We start from the raw sequence: 20522 nt of genomic DNA, 5'->3' as shown, positions 1-20522 counted from the left end.
CCTCAGGCCAGCGCGCTCTTCTTCCGCCACTGCTCCCAGCTGAGGTTCCACGCCCCGTAGCCGTTGCCCTCGGCGACCGTGCCCTTGGTGTCCCGGCCGGTGATCTCGAAGGGGTCGCCGACGTGCACCGCGCCGTAGAAGGAGGCGGCGTCGGCGTCGCTCATGCCGATGCAGCCGGAGCTCATGTTGGCCTTGCCGAAGTACCGGGCGTTCCACGGGGCCGCGTGCGCGTACATCCCCGACCAGGTCAGCCGCATCGAGTAGTCGACGTCCTTGTCGTAGGCGTCCCCGAGGCCGACCGTCTCCGAGTTCATGTTGATGGTGCCCTCCTTCGCCATCAGCACGGCCGTGCCCCGCCAGGACCGCTTGTCGCCGCCCGGGGTGCCGCCGGACACCGGGATCGTGCGGACCGTGCGCCCGTCCCTGGAGAGGGTCAGCTCGTGGCGGTCCAGGTCGACCTTCACGACCTGCGCGGCGCCGACCGTGAAGCCCGTGCGGTAGTCCCGTACGAACCAGCCGCCGCCGGAGTCCGTGCCGTTCAGGTCCGCCCGCAGGGTGACCTTCGTGCCCGGCTTCCAGTACGCCCGGGGCCGCCAGTCCGCCCGGTCGCGGCCCGAGTGGTCCTTCACCCAGCCCCAGGAGCCCTCGGTCCCGTTCGAGGTGGTCACCTTGAGCTGCCTCTCCACGTCGGCCTTCTTCGTCACGGGCAGGTCGAAGACGATCGAGAGGGGGTGGGCGATGCCGACGGTGGTGTTCTTGCCGGGGGCCAGGGTCAGCTTGTTGACCTTGTCGGCCCGGGCCGTCTCGAAGGAGGACCGGGTGGTCGACTCCTTCCCGTCGGCCGTGCGCGAGGTGACCTCCACCGTGTACCGGGTCCCCGGCGCCGCCTTGCGGTCGGAGACCCAGCGGGTGCCGCCCCCGGCCGCCCGGCCCGCGAGCGAACCGCCGTCCGCGTCCATGACCTTCACCTCGGAGATGGTGCCGCCCGCCGCGGTCACCGTCACCGGGACGCCGGCGGCCGGCTCCACGACCGTCACCTTCGGCGGGGACGCCGACCCGTCCGCGGCGGGAGCCCCGCTTCCCCCGGGACCGCTCGCCGCCTGCGCCGAACAGGCCGTCAGGGAGACGGCCAGCGCGACTGCCGCGAGAACGGGACGGGTTGTGCGTATGCGCAGCACGGGAGACCTCCGCAGGGGTGGTGGGAAGCGAGTGGGATGTTTCGGACTCTAGGTCGCTCCCCGCCCCCCGCGGCGGCCCCGGGCCCCGTATGACGGGGGCTGCGGCACAACGGTCATCGTCCGGTCACATACGACGCGCGACTCCGTCGAATTCGGCTGTGAGCCTGCTGTGCGCCCCACCACCGAGGGGCGGAACAAGGAGGCTCCGTTGTGTCAGCCCTGCTCGTGACGGCCGCACCCGCCGAGCGCCGCACCCTGCGGCTCGGCCCCGTCACCCCCGAGGTCTACCGCGCCTTCCTCGCCTCCCGCTCCGGTGCGGACGGGCCCAGCTTCCTCCAGGTCCCCGCCTGGGCGCAGGTCAAGGACGGCTGGCAGCACCGGCTCATCGGCTGGGGGCCGGAGTCCGGCGGCACGACCGGCGTGGCCCTCGTCCTCCTGCGCCCCTTCCCCGGCACCCGCAAGTACTTCGCCTACCTGCCCGAGGGCCCCGTCGCCGACTGGTCCGACCCCGACGTCGACGGCTGGCTCACCCCCCTGCTCGCCCACCTCCGCTCCTGCGGCGCCTTCGCCGTCCGCATCGGCCCCGGACCCGCCTACCGGCGGTGGAACGCCGCCACCGTCAAGGCCGCCGCCGGCCCCGGCCGCCGGCTGTCCGACGTCCTCGCCGACGAGGTCGACCCCCTCGGCACCGCCGTCGCCGAACGGCTCCGCGCCCGCGGCTGGCGCCGCTGCGGCGGGGAGTCGGAGGACGGCGCCGACGCCCAGCCACGCCACGTCTTCCAGGTGCCGCTCGCCGGCCGCACCGCCGACGACCTGTGGACCGGCCTCAACCAGGAATGGCGGCGCAACGTCCGCAAGGCCCGCAAGTCCGGTGTCGAGATCACCGTCGGATCCGCCGCCGACCTCCCCGAGTTCTACCGGCTGCTCCGCATCACCGAGGAGCGCGACGGCTTCCGCCTCGGCCGCTCCCTCGCCTACTACGAGCGCCAGTACGCCGTCCTCAACGCCGAGCAGCCCGGCCGGATGAAGCTCTACCTCGCCCGCCACGAGGGCGAGATCCTCGCCGCCCACACCATGGTCACCGTCGGAGGCCGGGTCTGGTACCAGACCGGCGCCTCGGCCGACCACCGCCGCGAGGTCCGGCCGTCCAACGCCCTCCAGTGGCGCATGATGCTCGACGCCCACGCCCTCGGCGCCGCCGTCTACGACCTGCGCGGGGTACCCTCCACCCTCGACCCGGGCGACCGTGCCCACGGGCTGCTCCGCTGGAAGCTCGGCACGGGAGGACAGGTCGTCGAGACGCTGGGGGAGTGGGAGACACCGATGCAGGGCACGACCAACCACGCGCTGTACCGCGCCTTCCAGGCGTACCTGGCCCGCCGATGACCGCCACGCTCACCGCCGAACAGCCCGGCAGGGAACGGGCGGCGTCCCGCCCGTCGGCGCTCCGCAGCGGCGCGCTCATGGCCGCCGGCTCGCTCGTCTCCCGCGCCACCGGCTTCGTCCGCGCCTCCGTGGTCGCCGCCGCGCTCGGCGCGGCCGCCGTCGCCGACGGCTACGCGGTCGGCAACACCGTCCCCACCATCATCTACACGCTCCTCCTCGGCGGCGCCCTCAACGCGGTCTTCGTCCCCGAGCTGGTCAAGGCCGCGAAGGAGCACGAGGACGGCGGAGCCGCCTACACCGACCGGCTCCTCACCCTCTGCGTGCTCGCCCTCGCCGTCCTCACCGCCGCCGCGGTGTTCGCCGCGCCCCTGATCGTCGACACCTACACCGACTACACCGGCGCGCAGCGGGAGCTGACCCTCGCCTTCACGCGCGCGTGCCTGCCGCAGATCTTCTTCCTCGGCCTCTTCACCCTGCTCGGACAGGTCCTCAACGCCCGGGGCCGCTTCGGCGCCATGATGTGGACCCCGGTCCTCAACAACGTGGTCGTCGTCGCCGTCTTCACCCTCTTCCTCGTCGTCTCCGACGGCGGCGCCCTCACCCCCGGCGAGACCGCCCTGCTCGGCTGGGGCACCACCGCCGGCATCGTGCTCCAGGCCCTCGCCCTCGTGCCCTCGCTGCGCGCCGCCCGCTTCCGCTGGCGGCCCCGCTTCGACTGGCGCGGCAGCGGCCTCGCCGCACCGCTGCGCTCGGCCGGCTGGCTGGTCCTGCTCGTCCTCACCAACCAGGGCGCGTACTGGGTGACCACCCTGCTCGCCACCTCGGCGGGCGGCACGGTCAGCGGCGGCGGCCTCGCCGCGTACAACAACGCCTACCTCCTGTGGTCCGTCCCGCACGGCATCATCACGGTCTCCCTCGTCACCGCGCTGCTGCCCCGGATGAGCGCCGCGGCCGCCGACGGCGACCTCGCGGGGGTCCGCCGGGACGTCTCGTACGCCCTGCGGACCAGCCAGGCGGCCGTCGTCCCGGCGGCCTGCGCCCTCCTCGCGCTCGCCGTCCCGCTGCTGACGGCCGTCTTCCGGTACGGGGCGACCACCGGCGACGACGTCCGCGCGATGTCCTGGATCCTGATGGCCTTCGCCCCCGGCCTCGTCGCCCTCTCCGGGCAGTACGTGTGCAACCGCGCCTTCTACGCCCTGCGGGACACCCGCACCCCGTTCCTGCTGAACCTGGTGATCGCCGGGCTCAACGCCGGGCTGTCGTTCGCCGCCTACCAGTACCTGCCCACCCGCTGGGCCGTCGCCGGCATGGCCGCCGGATACTCGCTCGCCCTCTGGGCCGGCTGGGCCCTCACGGCCTCCGTGCTGCGCAGGAGGCTCAGGGTGAGCGGCCCGGCGCCCGGCGCCCCGGTCTCCGGCGGTTCCGCCGGGGCCCTGGTGCGGCTGCTGGCCGCCGCCGTGCCCGCCGCCGGCTACGGACTCCTCGTCACCGACCTCACCGGCCCCGCCGGGGCCGTGCCCTCCGGGGCGGCCGGCGCGCTGACCGTCCTCACCGTGTTCGCCGTCCTCGCCAAGCCCCTGCGGCTCACCGAGCTCCAGGCCCTCATCGGGGCCGGCGGCGGCCGGCTGCGCGGCCTCGCCCACCGCCGCTGAGCACACCCCCTCCGGCCGGAGGGGCCCTTCGACCTTGGATACTTCACAGATGCCCCGCGTGCTCCTGATAGAAGACGACCCCTCCGTCCGCGAAGGCGTCGAGCTCGGACTCCGGCGCCGCGGGCACGAGGTGCGCACCGCCGCCACCGGGGAGGCCGGACTCGACGCGCTCGCGGAGTTCCGGCCGGACCTCCTGCTGCTCGACCTGATGCTGCCCGGCATCAACGGCGTCCAGGTGTGCCGCCGGGTCCGCGAGAACAGCCAGCTGCCGATCATCATGCTGACGGCCCGCGGCGACGACTTCGACGTCGTCATCGGCCTGGAGGCCGGCGCCGACGACTACATCGTCAAGCCCGCCCGCACCGAGGTCATCGAGGCCCGCATCCGGGCCGTGCTGCGGCGCATCGAGGAGCCGGCCGGCGGCCGGGCCGCCGTCGAGTTCCACGGGGAGCTGGCCGTCGACCGGGCCGGCCTCACCGTCGCCAAGGCCGGGGAGCGGATCGCCCTCGCGCCCTCCGAGCTGAAGCTGCTGCTCCACCTCACGGCCGCACCGGAGCAGGTGTTCAGCCGGCAGCAGCTCCTCGAACACGTCTGGGAGCACAGCTACCACGGCGACGCCCGGCTGGTCGACGCCTGCGTACGCCGGCTGCGGAACAAGATCGAGGACACCCCGGGCGACCCGCGCTACATCCAGACCCTGCGCGGTTTCGGCTACCGCTTCGGCCCGCTGGGCCCGCAGTGAAGGCCTGCGTCGCCCCGGACGAGGACACCGGGCGGGAGGGCGGGCCCGGCGGGCACTCCGGCCACGGCCATGACGGCGGGTCGGGCGGCCACGGCCACGGCCCCGACCGAGGGGCTGCCGGACGCCGGCGCCGCGGGCGTACCGCCCGGCGCGAGGGCCGGAGCCCGCGGCTGCGCCCGCACCCCTTCGGACTGCGCACCCGGCTCGTCCTCGCCTTCCTGCTCGTCGCCGCCGTCGGCTGCGGCACCACCGCGGCGCTCACCTACCGGGCCGCCCGCAACGCGATCCTGGAGCAGACCCAGGACACCGCCGTCTCCGCCTTCCGTGAGCAGGTCGCCGCCCTCGGCGTCACCCTGCCCGTCGAACCGGACATGCTGCGGGACGCGCTCATGCTGGTCGCCCGCCAGGGCAAGCCCCGCGCCTGGCGCGTCTACGCCGAGTACGGCACCCTCCGTGTCTCCTCCACCGACCGGCCCACCTCCTCCGTCATCACGCCGGAGCTGCGGGCCCGCGCCGCCGACGACGAGGCCGTCCCGCACGGCAGCTTCCAGCGGGTGGTCAGGAACGGCACCCCGTACCTCACCATCGCCGTCCCCGCCGTCTTCCTGGCCCACTCGCCCGAGGGCCCGCCGCAGCGCACCGGCCTCGTGTTCTACGCCGTCATGGAGCTCGACGAGGAGGAGGCCAACATCGAGGCGATGGTCACCGCCGCCCGGGACGGCGCCCTGCCCGCCCTCGCCGTGGCCCTGATCCCCGCCCTGATCGCCGCGCGCGGCGTGCTCCGGCCGGTCCGCGAGCTCCGCCACGCGGCCCGCAGCATGGGACGCGGCCGGCTCGACACCCGGATCCACGCCACGGGCAGCGACGAACTCGCCGACCTCGCCCGGACGTTCAACGAGTCCGCCGCCGAGCTGGAACGTTCCGTCGCGGAGCTCCGCGACGCCGAGGCCCGGGCCCGCCGCTTCGCCTCCGACGTCTCCCACGAACTCCGCACCCCGCTCGCCGGGATGCTCGCCGTCACCGAGGTCCTCGACGAGGACGCCGGCGCCCTCGACAGCGACACGGCCCGCGCGGTCCGCCTCATCAGCGCCGAGACCGGGAAGCTCGCCGTACTCGTCGAGGACCTCATGGAGATCTCCCGCTTCGACGCCCGCGCCGCGGAGCTGCACACCGACGAGGTCGACGCCGCCGACTGCGTCCGCAAGACCCTCCAGCACCGGCACTGGACCGATCCGGCCCAGGTCGTCCCGCACCTCGGGGAGGGGATCCGGGCCCGGCTCGACCCGCGCCGCTTCGACGTCGTCGTCGCCAACCTCGTCGGCAACGCCCTCCGGCACGGCGCGGCGCCGGTCACGGTCCGGCTGTGGGCGGAGGAGGAGCAGCTGGTGACGGAGGTCGCCGACCGGGGTCCCGGCATCCACCCCGACGTCCTGCCGCACGTCTTCGACCGCTTCTACAAGGCGGACCAGGCCAGGACCCGCTCGGCGGGCAGCGGCCTCGGCCTCGCGATCACCCTGGAGAACGTACGGCTCCACGGAGGCACGGTCACCGCCGCCAACTCCCCGGAGGGCGGAGCGGTCTTCACGGTGCGGATGCCGCTGTGACCGGCGCGGACGCCACGGTGACCGGAACGGGGACCGCGCGCGCCCGGCGCCGCCGGCCGGCACGGGGCGACGGGCGCCGCCGCGGCGCGTCCGCCGCCCTGCTCGCCCTGCTGGTGCCGACCGCCGTGGCCGGCTGCGGCATACAGAAGACCGACGTCGTCGAGGCGGGCGGGGCGGCCACGGTCAAGGCCCAGCCGCCGCCGAACGAACGGATCGTGCTGTACTTCGTCGGCCCCGACGGCCGCTCGATGCCGGTGGCCCGCGGTCTCGGCGTCCCCGGGCCGGCCGACGGCTCCCCGTGGGAGGGCTCGGGGACGGGCTCCCCGACCGACCTGTTCGGCCCGGACTACGAGATCTCCCGCGACGAGCTGCGCCGCGGCGGGGCCGCCACCGACAAGATCCTCGCCATGCTCGTGGCCGGCCCGCGGGCGAACGAGGCCGCGGCCGGCGTCACCACCGCCCTGCCGACGGCGGGCGCGGGGAGCCCGACCGTGCTGCAGGACTCGACCGGGGACCCCGCGACGGGCACCAGGACGCGCCGGCTGGTCTGGGTCCGGACGCCGTTCCCCGTCAAGAAGCTGTCCGAGGCGGGCGTCCACCAGCTGGTGTGCACCACCGCCTACGCCGAGGACGCGGCCGGCCTGGTCGACGTGTCGCTCAGCGGCCCGGACGGGATCCTGCCCACCGCCCGCTGCGACGGATAGCCGGAGACGCCCCCGGCCGTCCCCGGCCCGCCCGCGCACCGGTGCGCGGAGGTCGGGCGGTGCGGAGGCGCTGCCGGACCGGGTCTCAGGCCGCCCGCAGATCGGCCAGGACCGCGTCGGTGAACGGCGGCCACGCCTCGACCGCCCACGCCCCGAAGGGCCGGTCGGTCAGCGCCACGCACGCCGCGCGCGCGTCCGGGTCCACCCACAGGAAGGTGCCGGACTGCCCGAAGTGCCCGAAGGTGCGGGGCGAGGACCCGGCGCCCGTCCAGTGCGGCGACTTGCCGTCGCGGATCTCGAAGCCGAGACCCCAGTCGTTGGGCCGCTGGTGCCCGTACCCGGGCAGGATGCCGGTCAGACCGGGGTACGCGACGCTCATCGCCTCCAGGACGGTCCGCGGGTCGAGCAGCCGCGGAGCCTGCAGCTCGGCGGCGAACCGCACCAGGTCGTCGACGGTCGAGACGGCGTCCTTGGCGGGCGAGCCGTCCAGCGTCGTCGACGCCATGCCCAGCGGCTCCAGGACCGCCTGATGCAGGTACTCGGCGAACGGGATGTCGGTCGCCTTCGCCAGGTGGTCCCCGAGGGCCTCGAAACCGGTGTTGGAGTAGATCCGGCGGGTGCCCGGCGCGGCCATCACCCGGTTCTCGTCGAACGCGAGCCCCGAGGTGTGGGCGAGGAGGTGGCGTACGGTCGCGCCCTCGGGCCCGGCCGGCTCGTCGAGGTCGACCGCCCCCTCCTCGTACGCGACGAGGACGGCGTACGCCGCGAGCGGCTTGGTCACGGAGGCGAGCGGGAAACGCTGCCCGGTGGGGCCGTACGACCCGGCCAGGGTGCCGTCCGCGCGGACCACGGCGGCCGCCGCGGTGGGGACGGGCCAGTTCTCGATCGACGCCAGACTCGGCACGCTGCTCTGCATGGGGCCGAGCCTACTTGCTTGGAGTGCACTCCAACGTTTTAGCGTGGAGGCATGAGCGCGATGGCGAGCACGAGCCCGAGCCGGCCCCGGACCCACCACACCATCAGCGAGGTCTCCGCGCTGACCGGCCTGTCGGCGCACACCCTGCGCTGGTACGAACGGATCGGCCTCATGCCGCACGTCGACCGCTCCCACACCGGCCAGCGCCGCTTCACGGAGCAGGACCTGAACTGGCTCGCGTTCGTCGGCAAGCTGCGGCTCACGGGGATGCCGGTCGCGGACATGGTCCGGTACGCGGAGCTGGTGCGGGAGGGCGACCACACCCGGGACGCCCGGCGGGAACTCCTGGAGGCCACCAGGAGGGACGTGCTCGCCCGGATCACCGAGCTCCAGGACACGCTCGCCGTGCTCGACATCAAGATCGGCCACTACGGCACCGCATGCGGAGGAACACCTTCATGACCAGCGCGAACAGGATCGACACCGTACGCCTCGGCGGCCAGGACGGCCCCGAGATCGGCGTCCAGGGCTTCGGAGCCATGGGTATCAGCGAGTTCTACGGCGACACCGACGAGGCGGCCGCCCGCGACACCCTCGACGCGGCCCTGGAGGCCGGCGTCACCCTGATCGACACCGCCGACATCTACGGCAGCGGCGCCAACGAGGAGTTCCTCGCCCCCTTCCTCGCCGCCCACCGCGACGAGGTCACCCTCGCCACCAAGTTCGCCGTGGAGCGCCGCGCCGACGACCCGACCTACCGGGCCGTCCGCAACGACCCGGCCTACATCCGGAAGGCCGTCGAGGACAGCCTGCGCCGGCTCGGCATCGAGACCATCGACCTCTACTACATGCACCGCCGCGACCCGGAGGTCCCCCTCGCCGAGTCCGTCGGCGCCATGGCCGAACTCGTCCGGCAGGGCAAGGTCCGCCACCTGGGCCTCAGCGAGGTCACCGGGCCCGAGCTCCGCGAGGCGTACGCCGTCCACCCGATCGCCGCCCTCCAGTCGGAGTGGTCGCTCTTCTCCCGGGACGTCGAGCGCAGCGCCGTCGGCGCCGCCGCCGAACTCGGCGTCACCTTCGTGCCCTACTCGCCGCTCGGCCGCGGCTTCCTCACCGGGGCCTTCGCCGACGCCGCCAAGGACCTGTCGGGCGGCGACTTCCGCCGGTACCAGCCCCGGTTCACCGGAGAGAACGCGGAGCGCAACGCCGCCCTCCTCGACCCCGTCCGCAAGATCGCCGCCGCGCACGGCGCGACCCCGGCGCAGATCGCCCTCGCCTGGGTGCAGCAGCGGGCCGCCGTCCACGGCCTCACGGTCGTCCCCATCCCCGGAACCCGCAAGCGCTCCCGCCTCCAGGAGAACGCCGCCGCCACCCGTATCGTCCTCACCGCCGACGAGCTCGCGGCGCTGGAGCCCATCGCCGGCCTGGTGACGGGCGACCGCTACCCGGACATGAGCTCGACGTCCGCGGCCCGCGAGGTCTGATCCCGCGCCCCCGGGCGCCTCACGCCAGCCCCAGGGCGAAGACCGCGAACCCCGCGGCGAGCAGCCCCGCCAGGGTGCGGCGCCCCGGCCCGGTCTTCGCCCACGGCGACTCGAACCCGCGCGCGTACCGCCCGATCAGGACGAGCAGTCCGGCGAAGACCGGCATCCACGCCAGCCGCGCCAGGATCCAGCCCACCGAGTCCGGCGCGCCGACCAGCCCCGGCACCTCGCCGAGGTACGCGGCGGGGACCGCCGCGGCGAGCATCGCCGTCTGGTGCCAGCACAGGATCGTCATGGCCGACAGGTTCACGACCACGACCGGCGCCCACAGCGCGGGCCGCCTCAGGAGCCGCCCGAGCCGGTCCCTGAGCAGGATCGCCGCGCCGCTCTGCGCGGCCGCGAGGGCGAGGACCAGCAGCGACGGCGGATGGGAGTTGGTGCGGGCCTCGCCGGGGACGCCGACCATCGACGCCGGGTAGCCGAAGACGAGCAGCAGGACGGCGAAGAGCACGGCCCCGCCGGCCAGCAGCGCCCGCGCGTGCCGCCGGGTGACCCGGCCCTCGCCCCAGGAGACGCCGAGCTGGTACGCGAAGAGCCAGCCCGGCAGGATGTTGAGGAGGCTCAGCCAGGACGGCACGGCGTCCGCGTACGGGCCGTAGCGCAGGAAGTCGACGAGGGCCACCGAGCCGAGCAGCGGCGCCGCGGCCCACACCCCGAGGCGGCGGGCCGCCCGCACGCACAGCGGGGTGAGCGCCGTGACCACCGTGTACACCCCCACGAACCACAGGGGCTGGATCACCAGCGTGGACGCGGTCCGCAGGGTGTCCACGGGCACGTCGAACCCGAAGCGGAGCAGGGGCAGCAGTCCCGCCCAGACGGCGGTGACGCCGAGCACGGGGCGGCCGAGCCGCGCGAGTCTGCCCCCGAGCCACGCGCGCGTGGAGCCGCTTCTGCGCCGGTAGGAGAGGACGGAGGCGTAGCCGCCGACCAGGAAGAAGATCCCCAGCATCTGGAGGACCCAGCTGACCGGCGCGAGCCCCGCGAAGCCGCTCAGCGGACTCGCGTTGTGGATCGCCCCGTCGGCGGAGCGCGTGAAGCCGCCGAGCAGCCAGTGCCCGGTGGGCACGGCGAGCAGGGCCAGGGCGCGCAGCCCGTCGATCGCCCGGTCGCGGTGGGCGGGGGTGCCCGCCTCGATCGTCCGGGCGGTGCGGCGGGCCAGGGTGGCGAGGGCGCTCATCGGACCTCTCCCCCGGTACGGGCGCCGGCGGCGGCGCGGACGGTGACGGGACGGGGCTCGCCGGCCGTGCGGACGGAGCCGTCGGCGATCGCGGCGAAGGTGCGGAGGGAGGAGGTGCCCGGCGCGAGGTAGCCGCCGTGGCCGGCCGCGTCGTCGGCCGCGATCCGCCGCGCCCCGAAGGCCGGGTCGGCGGGGTCGGTGCCGTGGCCGAGGTCGCCGACCCGTACGTTCGGGATCCGGTCGATCCAGTCGGTGGGGTCCTTCGCCGCCCAGACGCGGGCGGAGGTGCCGAGCTCGGCCACGTTCGCGGCGCGCATCCCGGGGGAGCCGAAGACCACCAGGTCCTTGGCCTTCAGGTCGTGGGCGGCGAGGCCGCAGACCACGGAGCCGTAGCTGTGGCAGAACAGCGAGGGCTCGGCCGCTCCGACGGCCGCGAGACCGTCCACGAAGCGGGTGAGCCGGTCTGCCCCGGCCTCGGCGAGGCGGCCGGTGGCCGCGTCCACGCCGACGCCGACGGGAGTGGTGTACCCGGCCCAGGCGACGACCGCCGTGTCGGGTCCGGCGGCCTTCCGCAGGGCGGTGGCCATGTCGGTGAGCGGCCGCACGCGGTCCGCGGCGACGTCCGATCCGGGCACGATCACCGCGACGTGCGCGGCCCGCGCCAGGTCGCCGTACACCAGGACCACCTGGCCGCGGCCGCGGGCGTCGTGGGCGAGGACCCGCGCGTCGCCGAACGCCCCGCGCGTGGTGCGGGCGTTGGCCTCGTACCGCAGCTCCGGCGGCGCCCCGTCGAGGTTCCCGACGACCGTCGGGTGCGTCCGGGCCAGTTCCCGCTGCCGTGCGGGGCTCAGCCCGGCGAAGAACCGCGCCATTCCGGCCGGGTCCGTCCGCTCCGGGTCCGGCAGCCCCGCGGCCCGCCACTCCGCCGTCCCGACCGGCGCCCCGGTGACCGCCTCCTGGCTGTCTCCGGACGCCCAGCCGGCCGTCCCGCCGACCACCGCGGTGACCACGGCCGCGGTGATCAGGGTCCTCGAAATACGGCGCATGGGGCCGCCCTCCCTCTCCGGTACTCGCTCGTTCGCTGGCGAGAGGAAGGTAGGAAGACGGCGGGTGACGGCACGTCACACCGAGGGGCCAACTCCCGCCTGATACCCGGGTAGGGGGTGGTGGAGCGGACAACACCAGGAGGAGGGTGGGGTTTTCCCCCGGGAGGCCGGGGTCAGGACGCCGTGCCCGGGGTCACCAGCCCCGACTCGTAGGCGAAGACCACCGCCTGCGCCCGGTCGCGCAGGTCCAGCTTGGCCAGCACCCGGCCGATGTGGGTCTTCACCGTCTGCTCGGCGAGCACGAGGTGGTCCGCGATCTCCTGGTTGGACAGGCCGCGCGCGATGAGCTCCAGGACCTCGGTCTCGCGCGGGGTCAGACCGTTCAGGCGCAGCGCCGTGGTGTCCCTGCGCGGAGCGGGCCGGGAGGCCGCGAAGTCGGCGATGAGCCGGCGCGTCACGGACGGGGCGAGCAGGGCCTCGCCCGCGGCCACGATCCGTACCGCCGCGATCAGGTCCGCCGGGGGCGCGTCCTTGAGGAGGAAGCCGGAGGCTCCGGCGCGCAGCGCCTCGTAGACGTAGTCGTCCACGTCGAAGGTGGTCAGCATGAGGACCTTCGGCCGGTGCACGACCCCGGCCGGCGGGTGGAGGATCTCCCGGGCCGCGGCCAGGCCGTCCAGCTCCGGCATCCGCACGTCCATGAGGACCACGTCCGGGTGCGTCGAGCGGGCCACGTCGACGCCCTGCCGCCCGTCCGGGGCCTCGCCCACGACGTCGATGTCGGGCTGCGCGGCGAGCAGTGCGGCGAAACCGGCCCGCACCATGGCCTGGTCGTCGACGATGATCACGCGGATGGTCACTCGGGGTCCTCGGCGGTCGGGGGCGAAGCAGGGGGCGGGGTCGGAGACGGGGGCGAGACGGCGGGCGGGGTCGCACGCGGGGCGGGCGCCGGCTTCCCGGGCTCCGCCGCGGCGGGCACCGGGTCCGGGGTCAGCGGCAGCCGCGCGGCGACCCGGAAGCCGCCGTCCGGCAGCGGCCCGGTGTCCAGCGAGCCGCCCGTCAACCGTACGCGCTCCCGCATGCCGACCAGCCCGTGCCCGGTGCCGGCCGCGCCGCGTTCCACCGCGGAACCCGCCTCGGTCGAGGGCCCGTTGACGACCAGGACCGTCAGCCAGCCGCCGTCCGCCCGGACGGACACCCGGGTCGGCGCCCCCGGGGCGTGCCGGACGACGTTCGCCAGGGCCTCCTGCACGATCCGGTAGGCCGACAGGTCCACCGCCTGCGGTACGTTCCCGAGGTCGGCGGCGAGCCGCAGTTCGGCCGGCACCCCGGCCCGTACGGTCGCCTCGACGAGCTGCTGGACCCGGTCGAGGCCCGGCTGCGGGGCGCGCTCGCCCTCCCCGCCGTCGCTGCGCAGCACCGACAGCAGCCGTCGCATCTCGGCCAGCGACTCGCGCGCGCTCGACGCGATCGAGCTGAACTCCTCGCGCGCCGCGTCCGGGAGGCCGGGGATGCGGTACGGGGCCGAGTCGGCCTGCACGGTGATCACCGACATGTGGTGGGCGACCACGTCGTGCAGCTCGCGCGCGATCCGGGCGCGCTCCTCCAGGAGCGTGCGGCGGGCCCGCTCGGCCTCGCTGATGGTCTCCTGCTCGACGAGCCGCCGCTGGGCGTCGCCCCGCGCGCGTACCGCCGAGGTGAGGAGGAGCAGCACCCCGCTGAGGACGACGAGCAGGGTGTGCACGCTGGTGTACTCGGAGGGGCGGAAGGCCTCCAGGACGTAGCCGGCCGCCCCGGTCGCCAGCCACACCCCGAACAGGGCCCGGCGGGACTCGCGCAGGCCGAGCGCGACCATCAGCGCGCAGTAGCCGACGACGACCGGCGGGGTCCAGGGCCAGAGTTCGGCGCGCGGGCCGTCGGCGACGAGGAGCACGAGCGCGCCCAGCACGTCGGCGGTGAAGACGATCCACCAGGCCTGGAGCGGGCGGGCGACGGCGAGCAGCAGGGGCGCGGTCTGGGCGGTGCCGATGGCTCCGGCGAGTGCCCCGTGGACGCCGTAGTCCTCGGCGAGGAGGTGGACGGTGGTGGGGAGCAGGGAGGCGACGAACGCGACGGCGACGGCGTACGGCAGCAGCCGCACCCAGCGCGAGGAGGCGTCGGCGAGGAGCGGTGCTCCCGGTGCCGTGGGTGTGGTGAGCGCGGTCCCGAGCCCCCGGAACGTCTCGCGCGTCCGGGTGCTGAGCCGCCGCAGGGCGGGGGTGGGCGGCTCGTGCCGCGGTTCGGTAGCCATGACCCGCTCAGGGTAGGCAGCGGGCCGGGCCCCCGACGTCATACCGGGGACCGGGCTCCGGCCTGATACCCGGGTATGACACCGGGCCCGGACGCCGGCCCCGCGCCCGACCGCTCCGGGTGCGCTCGGGCCGGCTCCGGCCCTGGCCGGGGTTCGCACGCGGCCAGGGTGTTCCCGCGTCCGCTCCCGTGCCTCTGGCCCGGCGAGACACTCCCTAGAGCTCCGCCAGGAGTTCCGCCTTCTTCGCGGAGAACTCCTCGTCCGTCACCAGTCCCGCCTCGTGCAGTTCACCCAGGTGCCGAATCCTTTCGGCGACCGCCCCGGGAGCGGCGGCCGTGCGGGCCGGGACGCGGTCCGCGGTCCTGATCGCCGCGAGGACCGCCGCGGCGAAGGGGAGCGACAGGTGCACCGGCCCGTAGCCGAGGCCGAACACGACGGACGCCGGATCGTGGTCGGGCTGGGACGCGCGCGGCTCGCCGCCCCGCGGCACCAGCCGCAGGTGCCCGTCCAGGACGTCCGGCGAGCGCCACTCGATCCCGCAGAGGTCCCGTACGTGGAAGAACTGGTCGCCGGCCTTCCACTTCTCGGAGGAGGCCCCCGTCCACGACCAGCGGAACGAGACCTCCGACTGCCCGTCGAAGCTCGCCTTGCCGTCGTACGCCTTGAAGGACTGCGGACCCTGCGGCGGCGCCACGAGGAAGCGGTCCGCGGGCTCCGCGCCGAGCCCGTCCGAGGGGTCGCCGGAGTAGGCCCCTGTCCCGAGGACGGCCCGCAGCTCGTCCCGGTAGTACTCGGCGAGCGTCTCCCGGTCCGCCGGCAGCACCAGACGGTACGGGTCGCAGGCCTCCGGGAGCTGTCCCGCGGCCGCCTCCATCAGCGGATCGGCACCCGGTCTCGGCACGGCGTGCAGCACGACGGTGCCCCGCTTGCCGGGCGAGAGCGTCACGGACGCCAGCGCCTCGTGCGGTACACGTCGTTCGCGCAGCACGCCGAAGAGTCTCGGCGCACGGTTCCCCCGGTCGAAGCGGATGACGAGGGCGTCACTCTCGAACTCCCAGGTGGCATGAATTCCGGCCAGCACATCACCCATACGCCTCATCGTATGCGGCGTGTGCCTGTGCGTCGCCCCCGTGAAAGGTCCCGAAATTACGTGATCTACGCGCGTCAGCGCCCTTCCGTACCGGATATTCCCCCGTGGCAAGCGCTGTCGGCACGGGCGCAGACCAGCTCGCCGTAGGCGCCGACGCCTATCGCGGCGAAGTTGCCGAGGCTCTCGGTGCCCGGCGCGAAATAGCCGCTGTGGCCGACGGCGCCGCGGGCCGAGAGCAGCCGGGCGCCGAACTCCGGGGCCACCGGATCGGCGCCGTGCCCGACCCCGCCGACCTCCAGGTGCGGCACGTCCGCGATCCAGTCGTCGGCGTCCCGCATCGCCCACACGCGCGCGGGGGTCCGGAGTTCCGCCGCCCGCTCCACCCGCATCCCGGGACTTCCGGCCACCGCCACGTCGGTCACCCGGGCCGGGAGCCGGGGCGCGGCGACCCCGCAGAGCACGGAACCGTAGCTGTGGCAGAACAGGGCCACGCGCGCGTGGCCGGGCAGGCCCTCGGTCAGCCGGACCAGCCGCGCGGCGCCGCCCTCGGCGAGGCGGCCGGTCATCGCGTCGACGCCGACCCCGGCGGGCGCGGTGTAGTCGGCCCAGGCGATCACGGCGACCCTCGCGCCGGGGGAGGCCTCCCGCTCGGCGCGGTACAGCGACCGGGCCATGCCGGCGGGAGCCCCGTACCGGCCGTGGGTCTTCTGGAAGGTCAGGAGGTTGGTGTCGACGCCGGGCACGATCACCGAGACGTGCCGCGCCCGCGTCAGATCCCCGAGGACCTCGGCCGTACGGCCCGTACCGGTCGGATCGAAGGCGAGGACCTGCCGGCCGGGCCGCAGCAGCGAGACGAACCGGTCCAGGCGCCGCTGCGCCTCGTGCCGGCCCTCGGCGGAGAGCCGGGCGTCGCGGACGAGGTCCCGCTCGGCGTCGAGCGCGCGCCCCAGGGTGATCCGGTTGGCGCGGTAGCGCAGCGCCACCGGCACGCCGTCGAGATTGCCGACGACGAGCGGGTGCCGCACGGCGAGCGCCGTCGCGCGCGCGGACCCGAGCCGGGCGAAGTACGCGGCGACGACCCCGGCCGAGGCGGTCGGCGCCGGCAGCGGGCGGTGGTCGACACGGTCGCGCGCCCAGGCGGCGAGCGCGGCCTCGCGGGACGGGCCGGGCACCGGACGGTGCGTGATCGTCGTCCAGCCGGTGGTCGCGAGCATCACGAACACGACGGCGAGCGCCAGCAGGGTGCGCAGGACGACGAGCGAGGGGGAGTCGGCTTCGACGGGTGTCACGGGCGGCCACCCTACGGGGCGCGGGCGGACGATCCGACCGATCGTGACCTACGCCCCGTCGCGCCAGCGGGGTGCGAGAGCCGGCCCGAGGTGATCCAGATACCGCTCGGTCAAGGCACGGATGGCCTCCAGGCTCTGATCCGTGCCCCGGCCCCACATCTGCCCTGTCACGCGCATCACACCGCTGAAGGCCGCCACCGCGATCCGCGGGCGCGGGTCCGCGTCGACGTCGAGGCCCTCCCGCTCGGCGATGATCCCGGCGAGGGTCTCCTCCATCTCCATGGAGCGGCGCAGATGGACGGCGAGGAGCGCGGGCGTCGACTCGATCATCTGGAAGGTGCGCAGATACAGCTCCAGCGGGACGACCGCGGTGATGGCGTCGCCGATGGTGTCCCAGCCGGAGAGCACGGCGTTGCGGAGCGCGTCGAAGGGCCCCTCGCCGGCGGGCCGCCGCCGGAGCGCCTCCACGAAGCGCTCCTCCACCATCTGCTGGACGGCGAAGGCGACCTCCTCCTTGGAGGAGAAGTAGCGGAAGAAGGTCCGCTGGGAGACCTCGACGGAGTCGACGATCTCGTCGACGGTCGTCCGCTCGTAGCCGTGCGAGGTGAAGAGCTCGAGGGCCACCTTGACCAGTGCCTCGCGCGTTCGCTGCTTCTTCCGCTCCCGCAGGCCGGGCAAGGTCACGTCAGGGTCCCCTACTTCACGTTTCTCACGCATTTCTTCCTGCTCAGCGTACCTGTGAGCTACGTGACAGTTACCGGCGCGTGAATCGCTTTGTCAATTGTCAGTGACTGTCACTAGCCTCGTTCGTATGACTAGTCAGACCACCGTGGAAAAGGCCCCGCAGGGTCAGGGGGATGCCCGGGAACCCGTACCGGCCCCGGCGAAGGGACTGCGCGGCCATCCGTGGCTGACGCTCTTCGGAGTCGCGGTCGGCGTGATGATGGTCGCGCTCGACGGCACCATCGTCGCCATCGCCAACCCCGCCATCAAGACCGACCTCGGCGCCTCCCTCGCCCAGGTCCAGTGGATCACCAACGGCTACCTGCTCGCGCTCGCCGTCGCGCTGATCACCGCCGGCAAGCTCGGAGACCGCTTCGGGCACCGGCAGACCTTCCTCATCGGCATCGCCGGCTTCGCCCTGGCCTCCGGCGCCATCGGCCTCTCGAACTCCATCGGGGCCGTGATCGCCTTCCGCATCCTCCAGGGCCTCTTCGGCGCCCTGCTGATGCCGGCCGCGCTCGGCCTGCTCCGTGCCACCTTCCCCGCCGAGAAGCTGAACATGGCCATCGGCATCTGGGGCATGGTCATCGGCGCGTCCACCGCGGGCGGCCCGATCGTCGGCGGCCTGCTCGTCGAGCACGTCAGCTGGCAGTCGGTCTTCTTCATCAACGTGCCGGTCGGCGTCGTCGCGCTCGTCCTCGGCCTGGTCATCCTCAAGGACCACCGCGCGGAGAACGCGCCCCGCTCCTTCGACATCCTCGGCATCCTGCTGCTCTCCGGCGCCATGGCCTCCCTCGTCTGGAGCCTCATCAAGGCCGGGGAGTCCTGGGGCTGGTCGAGCGGCAAGACGTGGGGCGGTCTGCTGGGCGCGGTGCTGCTCTTCGCGGTCTTCGCCTTCTGGGAGACCAAGGTCAAGGAGCCGCTCATCCCGCTGGCCATGTTCCGCTCCGTGCCGCTCTCGGCCGGCGTGGTCCTGATGGTCCTCATGGCCTTCGCCTTCATGGGCGGCCTCTTCTTCGTGACCTTCTACCTCCAGGGCGTGAAGGGGCTCAGCCCGGTCGACAGCGGTCTGCACCTGCTCCCGCTGACCGCGATGATGATCGTCTCCTCGCCGCTCGCGGGCGCGCTGATCACCCGGTTCGGCCCGCGCGTCCCGCTGGTCGGCGGCATGGTCTGCACGGCCGTCGCGATGTTCGGCATGATCACGCTCTCGTCGGGCACCGGCACCCTCGTCATGTCGCTCTGGTTCGCCCTGCTCGGCCTCGGTCTCGCGCCGGTCATGGTCGGCGCCACCGAGGTCATCGTCGGCAACGCGCCGCTGGAGCTCTCCGGCGTGGCCGGCGGACTCCAGCAGGCCGCGATGCAGGTCGGCGGCGCGCTCGGCACGGCCGTGCTCGGTGCCGTCATGTCCTCCAAGGTCGCCGCCACCTTCGAGTCCAACTGGGTCGCCGCCGGCATCCCGGCCCCGGCCGACCCGCAGCTGGAGCAGGCCGCCGAGTTCGGCATGGCCCCGGCGGAGCTGGCCCAGGCGCCGGGGATGACCCCCGACGTCTTCCAGCAGATCACCGGCGTCATCCACGACACCTTCCTCGACGGCATGGGCCTGGCCTTCACCGTCGCCGGTGTCGTCGCCGTCGTCGCGGCCCTGGTCGCCACGCTCACCAAGCGCGGCGAGAACGCCGAGGCCGGTGGCATGGGCGGCCACATCTGACGTCCGGCCCGGCGTCCCGCGGGTGTCCGCGGGACGCCGGACCTCGGGCCTTCTCAGGGGCCGTCACCCGATCGCGTGAACGGGGGCGGCCCCTCTTCCGTCCCGGGGTGACCTCCGCCATGCTTTCGGTTACGGAGAGTCACCAAGCGGGGGTTCATCAGCATGTACACGTATACGAAGTCGGCGACTGCGAAGTCGGCGACGCGATCGGTCACGAAGACCGCTCTGCTCCTCGCGGCCGTCCTGGCCGCCTGCCTCGCGGCCCCGGCGGCGGCCGCGCCGGCCGGGACCGCGCTCGGGGCCTGCGGTCCGGGACGGCTCTGCCTCTGGCCCAAGCCCGACTTCAAGGGCAGGGTGCAGACCCACGAACTGGCCACGACCGACATCGACAGCTGTGTCGCGCTGCCGCCGGGCGCATCGGCCCAGTCCCTCGCCAACCGCACGGGACGGCCCGTCACCACGTACCAGTCCGCCGAGTGCGCGGAGACGGGGGAGTTCGAGACCTACCCGGGGCGCGGCACGTGGGTGCCGCAGACGCCCTACGAGGTCAGAGCGTTCAAGCTCTGGGAGCGGTAGGAGCGGTAGGAGCGGTAGGAGCGGTGGAGGCGGTAGGAGCCGCGGAGACGGGCGGGGCGGTGGGGTCGCGGGGGACGTGGGTTGCGGGGGGCGCCGGCACCGCCGGCAGGGCGGGGCCGTCCGCGGCGGCGCCCGCCGGGGCCGACAGCCGGGCGACCTCCGCGCGCAGTTCGCGGACCTCCCGCGTCAGCGCTTCCAGCAGCTCGGTCTGGCGGCGCTCCACCGCGTCGTCGCGGTCGAAGCGGGAGATGAACCAGGCCGCGATGTTCGCCGTGACGACACCGAGCAGGGCGATGCCCGAGAGCATCAGGCCCACCGCGAGGATCCGGCCGAGCCCCGTGGTGGGGGCGTGGTCGCCGTAGCCGACCGTGGTCATCGTCGTGAACGACCACCAGACCGCGTCCCCGAGCGTCTTGATGTTGCCGTCGGGAGCGTCCCGCTCGACGTGGAGCACGGCCAGCGAGCCGAACATCATCAGCCCGACCACCGCTCCCGCCACATAGGTGGTCAGCGTGATCTGCGGGGCCATCCGGGCCCGCCGGCCGACGAGGAGGAGCGTGGAGACGACCCGCAGCAGCCGCAGCGGCTGCACCAGCGGCAGCAGGACCGAGAGCAGATCGAGGGGGTGGGAGCGGACGAAGGCCCAGCGGGCCGGGGCGAGCGCCAGCCGCACCAGGTAGTCGAGGGCGAAGGCCGCCCACACCGCCCACTCGACCCGGTTGCACAGCCGGTGCACCCAGGGCGCGGCGTCGGGAGCCACGATCGGCACGGCGTACGCGATGCCGAAGGCCACGGCCAGGACGAGCAGCGGCATCTGTGTACGGGCTTCCCAGCGATCCTTCATGCGGGGAATCGTAGAGAACGCCTAAGGGCGGCGGGATCGAGGTCCCACCGCCC

Annotated in this window: 19 protein-coding genes; 9 read left to right on the top strand and 10 right to left on the bottom strand. The window is 74.3% G+C overall.

All coding sequences use genetic code 11. The features are described 5' to 3' along the window. Positions 1-2: 2 nt before the first annotated feature. The gene (locus tag ACF09E_RS05745) at positions 3-1193 is read right to left on the bottom strand and encodes an Ig-like domain-containing protein (RefSeq protein WP_392204429.1); all 1191 of its coding nucleotides are present in this window, start codon (positions 1191-1193) and stop codon (positions 3-5) included. Between the two features lie 195 nt (positions 1194-1388). Here ACF09E_RS05745 and ACF09E_RS05740 point away from each other — a divergent pair, with 195 nt between their 5' ends. From ACF09E_RS05740 to ACF09E_RS05720, 5 genes are read left to right on the top strand one after another with little or no spacing between them, the layout of a single operon-like run. Continuing rightward, a complete protein-coding gene (locus ACF09E_RS05740; RefSeq protein ID WP_392204042.1) occupies positions 1389-2564 on the top strand; it encodes a lipid II:glycine glycyltransferase FemX in 1176 nt (391 codons plus the stop codon). After that, positions 2561-4216, top strand: a complete 1656-nt coding sequence (gene murJ, locus ACF09E_RS05735) for a murein biosynthesis integral membrane protein MurJ (RefSeq protein WP_392204041.1) — start codon at positions 2561-2563, stop codon at positions 4214-4216. Before ACF09E_RS05740 ends, murJ begins: the two co-directional genes overlap by 4 nt. A 49-nt stretch (positions 4217-4265) precedes the next feature. Next, entirely contained in the window at positions 4266-4958 is a 693-nt protein-coding gene (locus ACF09E_RS05730) for a response regulator (RefSeq protein ID WP_388799185.1), read from the top strand. Continuing rightward, positions 4955-6562, top strand: a complete 1608-nt coding sequence (locus ACF09E_RS05725) for an ATP-binding protein (protein WP_392204040.1) — start codon at positions 4955-4957, stop codon at positions 6560-6562. Before ACF09E_RS05730 ends, ACF09E_RS05725 begins: the two co-directional genes overlap by 4 nt. Next, positions 6559-7266 (top strand): hypothetical protein, encoded by a 708-nt coding sequence (locus ACF09E_RS05720; RefSeq protein WP_392204039.1) that lies wholly within the window; start codon positions 6559-6561, stop codon positions 7264-7266. The genes ACF09E_RS05725 and ACF09E_RS05720 overlap by 4 nt, the downstream gene beginning before the upstream one ends. 85 nt (positions 7267-7351) lie before the next feature. Here ACF09E_RS05720 and ACF09E_RS05715 read toward each other — a convergent pair whose 3' ends face one another. After that, positions 7352-8182, bottom strand: a complete 831-nt coding sequence (locus ACF09E_RS05715; RefSeq protein ID WP_392204038.1) for a serine hydrolase domain-containing protein — start codon at positions 8180-8182, stop codon at positions 7352-7354. Positions 8183-8233: 51 nt separating this feature from the next. Between ACF09E_RS05715 and ACF09E_RS05710 the strand changes: the two genes are divergently transcribed. Together ACF09E_RS05710 and ACF09E_RS05705 are read left to right on the top strand one after the other, a co-directional pair. Further along, positions 8234-8644, top strand: coding sequence for a MerR family transcriptional regulator (locus ACF09E_RS05710; RefSeq protein ID WP_361862327.1), 411 nt, complete (start codon positions 8234-8236; stop codon positions 8642-8644). Beyond that, positions 8641-9666, top strand: coding sequence for an aldo/keto reductase (locus tag ACF09E_RS05705; RefSeq protein ID WP_392204037.1), 1026 nt, complete (start codon positions 8641-8643; stop codon positions 9664-9666). The genes ACF09E_RS05710 and ACF09E_RS05705 overlap by 4 nt, the downstream gene beginning before the upstream one ends. Before the next feature lie 19 nt (positions 9667-9685). Here the strand turns inward: ACF09E_RS05705 and ACF09E_RS05700 are convergent, their stop codons facing one another. From ACF09E_RS05700 to ACF09E_RS05670, 7 genes are all read right to left on the bottom strand, one after another. Beyond that, on the bottom strand, positions 9686-10903 hold the full coding sequence (locus tag ACF09E_RS05700) for an acyltransferase (protein ID WP_392204036.1): 1218 nt from the start codon (positions 10901-10903) through the stop codon (positions 9686-9688). Beyond that, positions 10900-11949 (bottom strand): alpha/beta hydrolase, encoded by a 1050-nt coding sequence (locus ACF09E_RS05695; RefSeq protein WP_392204035.1) that lies wholly within the window; start codon positions 11947-11949, stop codon positions 10900-10902. The genes ACF09E_RS05700 and ACF09E_RS05695 overlap by 4 nt, the downstream gene beginning before the upstream one ends. 173 nt (positions 11950-12122) lie before the next feature. Then, entirely contained in the window at positions 12123-12806 is a 684-nt protein-coding gene (locus ACF09E_RS05690) for a response regulator (RefSeq protein WP_388799208.1), read from the bottom strand. After that, the gene (locus ACF09E_RS05685) at positions 12803-14236 is read right to left on the bottom strand and encodes a sensor histidine kinase (RefSeq protein ID WP_392204034.1); all 1434 of its coding nucleotides are present in this window, start codon (positions 14234-14236) and stop codon (positions 12803-12805) included. The genes ACF09E_RS05690 and ACF09E_RS05685 overlap by 4 nt, the downstream gene beginning before the upstream one ends. Before the next feature lie 214 nt (positions 14237-14450). After that, the gene (locus ACF09E_RS05680; protein ID WP_392204033.1) at positions 14451-15326 is read right to left on the bottom strand and encodes a DUF4429 domain-containing protein; all 876 of its coding nucleotides are present in this window, start codon (positions 15324-15326) and stop codon (positions 14451-14453) included. A gap of 74 nt (positions 15327-15400) precedes the next feature. Beyond that, positions 15401-16540: an alpha/beta hydrolase gene (locus ACF09E_RS05675; RefSeq protein ID WP_392204428.1), complete on the bottom strand. Its 1140-nt coding sequence runs from the start codon at positions 16538-16540 to the stop codon at positions 15401-15403. A 123-nt stretch (positions 16541-16663) separates the two neighbouring features. Then, positions 16664-17332 (bottom strand): TetR/AcrR family transcriptional regulator, encoded by a 669-nt coding sequence (locus ACF09E_RS05670; RefSeq protein WP_392204032.1) that lies wholly within the window; start codon positions 17330-17332, stop codon positions 16664-16666. Positions 17333-17426: 94 nt separating this feature from the next. On the opposite strand from ACF09E_RS05670, the gene ACF09E_RS05665 reads away from it, so the two are divergent. Further along, a complete protein-coding gene (locus ACF09E_RS05665) occupies positions 17427-19049 on the top strand; it encodes an MFS transporter (RefSeq protein WP_392204031.1) in 1623 nt (540 codons plus the stop codon). A gap of 162 nt (positions 19050-19211) precedes the next feature. Next, positions 19212-19625 carry a peptidase inhibitor family I36 protein gene (locus tag ACF09E_RS05660; RefSeq protein ID WP_392204030.1) on the top strand — a complete coding sequence of 138 codons (414 nt, stop codon included), beginning with the start codon at positions 19212-19214 and terminating at the stop codon, positions 19623-19625. Here the strand turns inward: ACF09E_RS05660 and ACF09E_RS05655 are convergent. Continuing rightward, positions 19606-20469 carry a potassium channel family protein gene (locus ACF09E_RS05655; RefSeq protein ID WP_392204029.1) on the bottom strand — a complete coding sequence of 288 codons (864 nt, stop codon included), beginning with the start codon at positions 20467-20469 and terminating at the stop codon, positions 19606-19608. The two genes, ACF09E_RS05660 and ACF09E_RS05655, sit on opposite strands and share 20 nt — an antisense overlap. Between the last annotated feature and the right edge of the window lie 53 nt (positions 20470-20522).

The organism is Streptomyces sp. NPDC014891 (assembly GCF_043081085.1).
Lineage (GTDB): Bacteria > Actinomycetota > Actinomycetes > Streptomycetales > Streptomycetaceae > Streptomyces.
The sequence above is the reverse complement of the archived record's forward strand: the minus strand, read 5'-3'. Positions and strand labels throughout refer to the sequence as shown.

Excerpts from the sequence above, each read along its gene's own strand:
- murJ (WP_392204041.1), top strand. The coding sequence starts at position 2,561 with ATGACCGCCACGCTCACCGCCGAACAGCCCGGCAGGGAACGGGCGGCG.
- ACF09E_RS05730 (WP_388799185.1), top strand. The coding sequence starts at position 4,266 with ATGCCCCGCGTGCTCCTGATAGAAGACGACCCCTCCGTCCGCGAAGGC.
- ACF09E_RS05715 (WP_392204038.1), bottom strand. The coding sequence starts at position 8,182 with ATGCAGAGCAGCGTGCCGAGTCTGGCGTCGATCGAGAACTGGCCCGTC.
- ACF09E_RS05710 (WP_361862327.1), top strand. The coding sequence starts at position 8,234 with ATGAGCGCGATGGCGAGCACGAGCCCGAGCCGGCCCCGGACCCACCAC.
- ACF09E_RS05705 (WP_392204037.1), top strand. The coding sequence starts at position 8,641 with ATGACCAGCGCGAACAGGATCGACACCGTACGCCTCGGCGGCCAGGAC.
- ACF09E_RS05700 (WP_392204036.1), bottom strand. The coding sequence starts at position 10,903 with ATGAGCGCCCTCGCCACCCTGGCCCGCCGCACCGCCCGGACGATCGAG.
- ACF09E_RS05695 (WP_392204035.1), bottom strand. The coding sequence starts at position 11,949 with ATGCGCCGTATTTCGAGGACCCTGATCACCGCGGCCGTGGTCACCGCG.
- ACF09E_RS05685 (WP_392204034.1), bottom strand. The coding sequence starts at position 14,236 with ATGGCTACCGAACCGCGGCACGAGCCGCCCACCCCCGCCCTGCGGCGG.
- ACF09E_RS05680 (WP_392204033.1), bottom strand. The coding sequence starts at position 15,326 with ATGGGTGATGTGCTGGCCGGAATTCATGCCACCTGGGAGTTCGAGAGT.
- ACF09E_RS05675 (WP_392204428.1), bottom strand. The coding sequence starts at position 16,540 with ATGCTCGCGACCACCGGCTGGACGACGATCACGCACCGTCCGGTGCCC.
- ACF09E_RS05670 (WP_392204032.1), bottom strand. The coding sequence starts at position 17,332 with ATGCGTGAGAAACGTGAAGTAGGGGACCCTGACGTGACCTTGCCCGGC.
- ACF09E_RS05665 (WP_392204031.1), top strand. The coding sequence starts at position 17,427 with ATGACTAGTCAGACCACCGTGGAAAAGGCCCCGCAGGGTCAGGGGGAT.
- ACF09E_RS05660 (WP_392204030.1), top strand. The coding sequence starts at position 19,212 with ATGTACACGTATACGAAGTCGGCGACTGCGAAGTCGGCGACGCGATCG.
- ACF09E_RS05655 (WP_392204029.1), bottom strand. The coding sequence starts at position 20,469 with ATGAAGGATCGCTGGGAAGCCCGTACACAGATGCCGCTGCTCGTCCTG.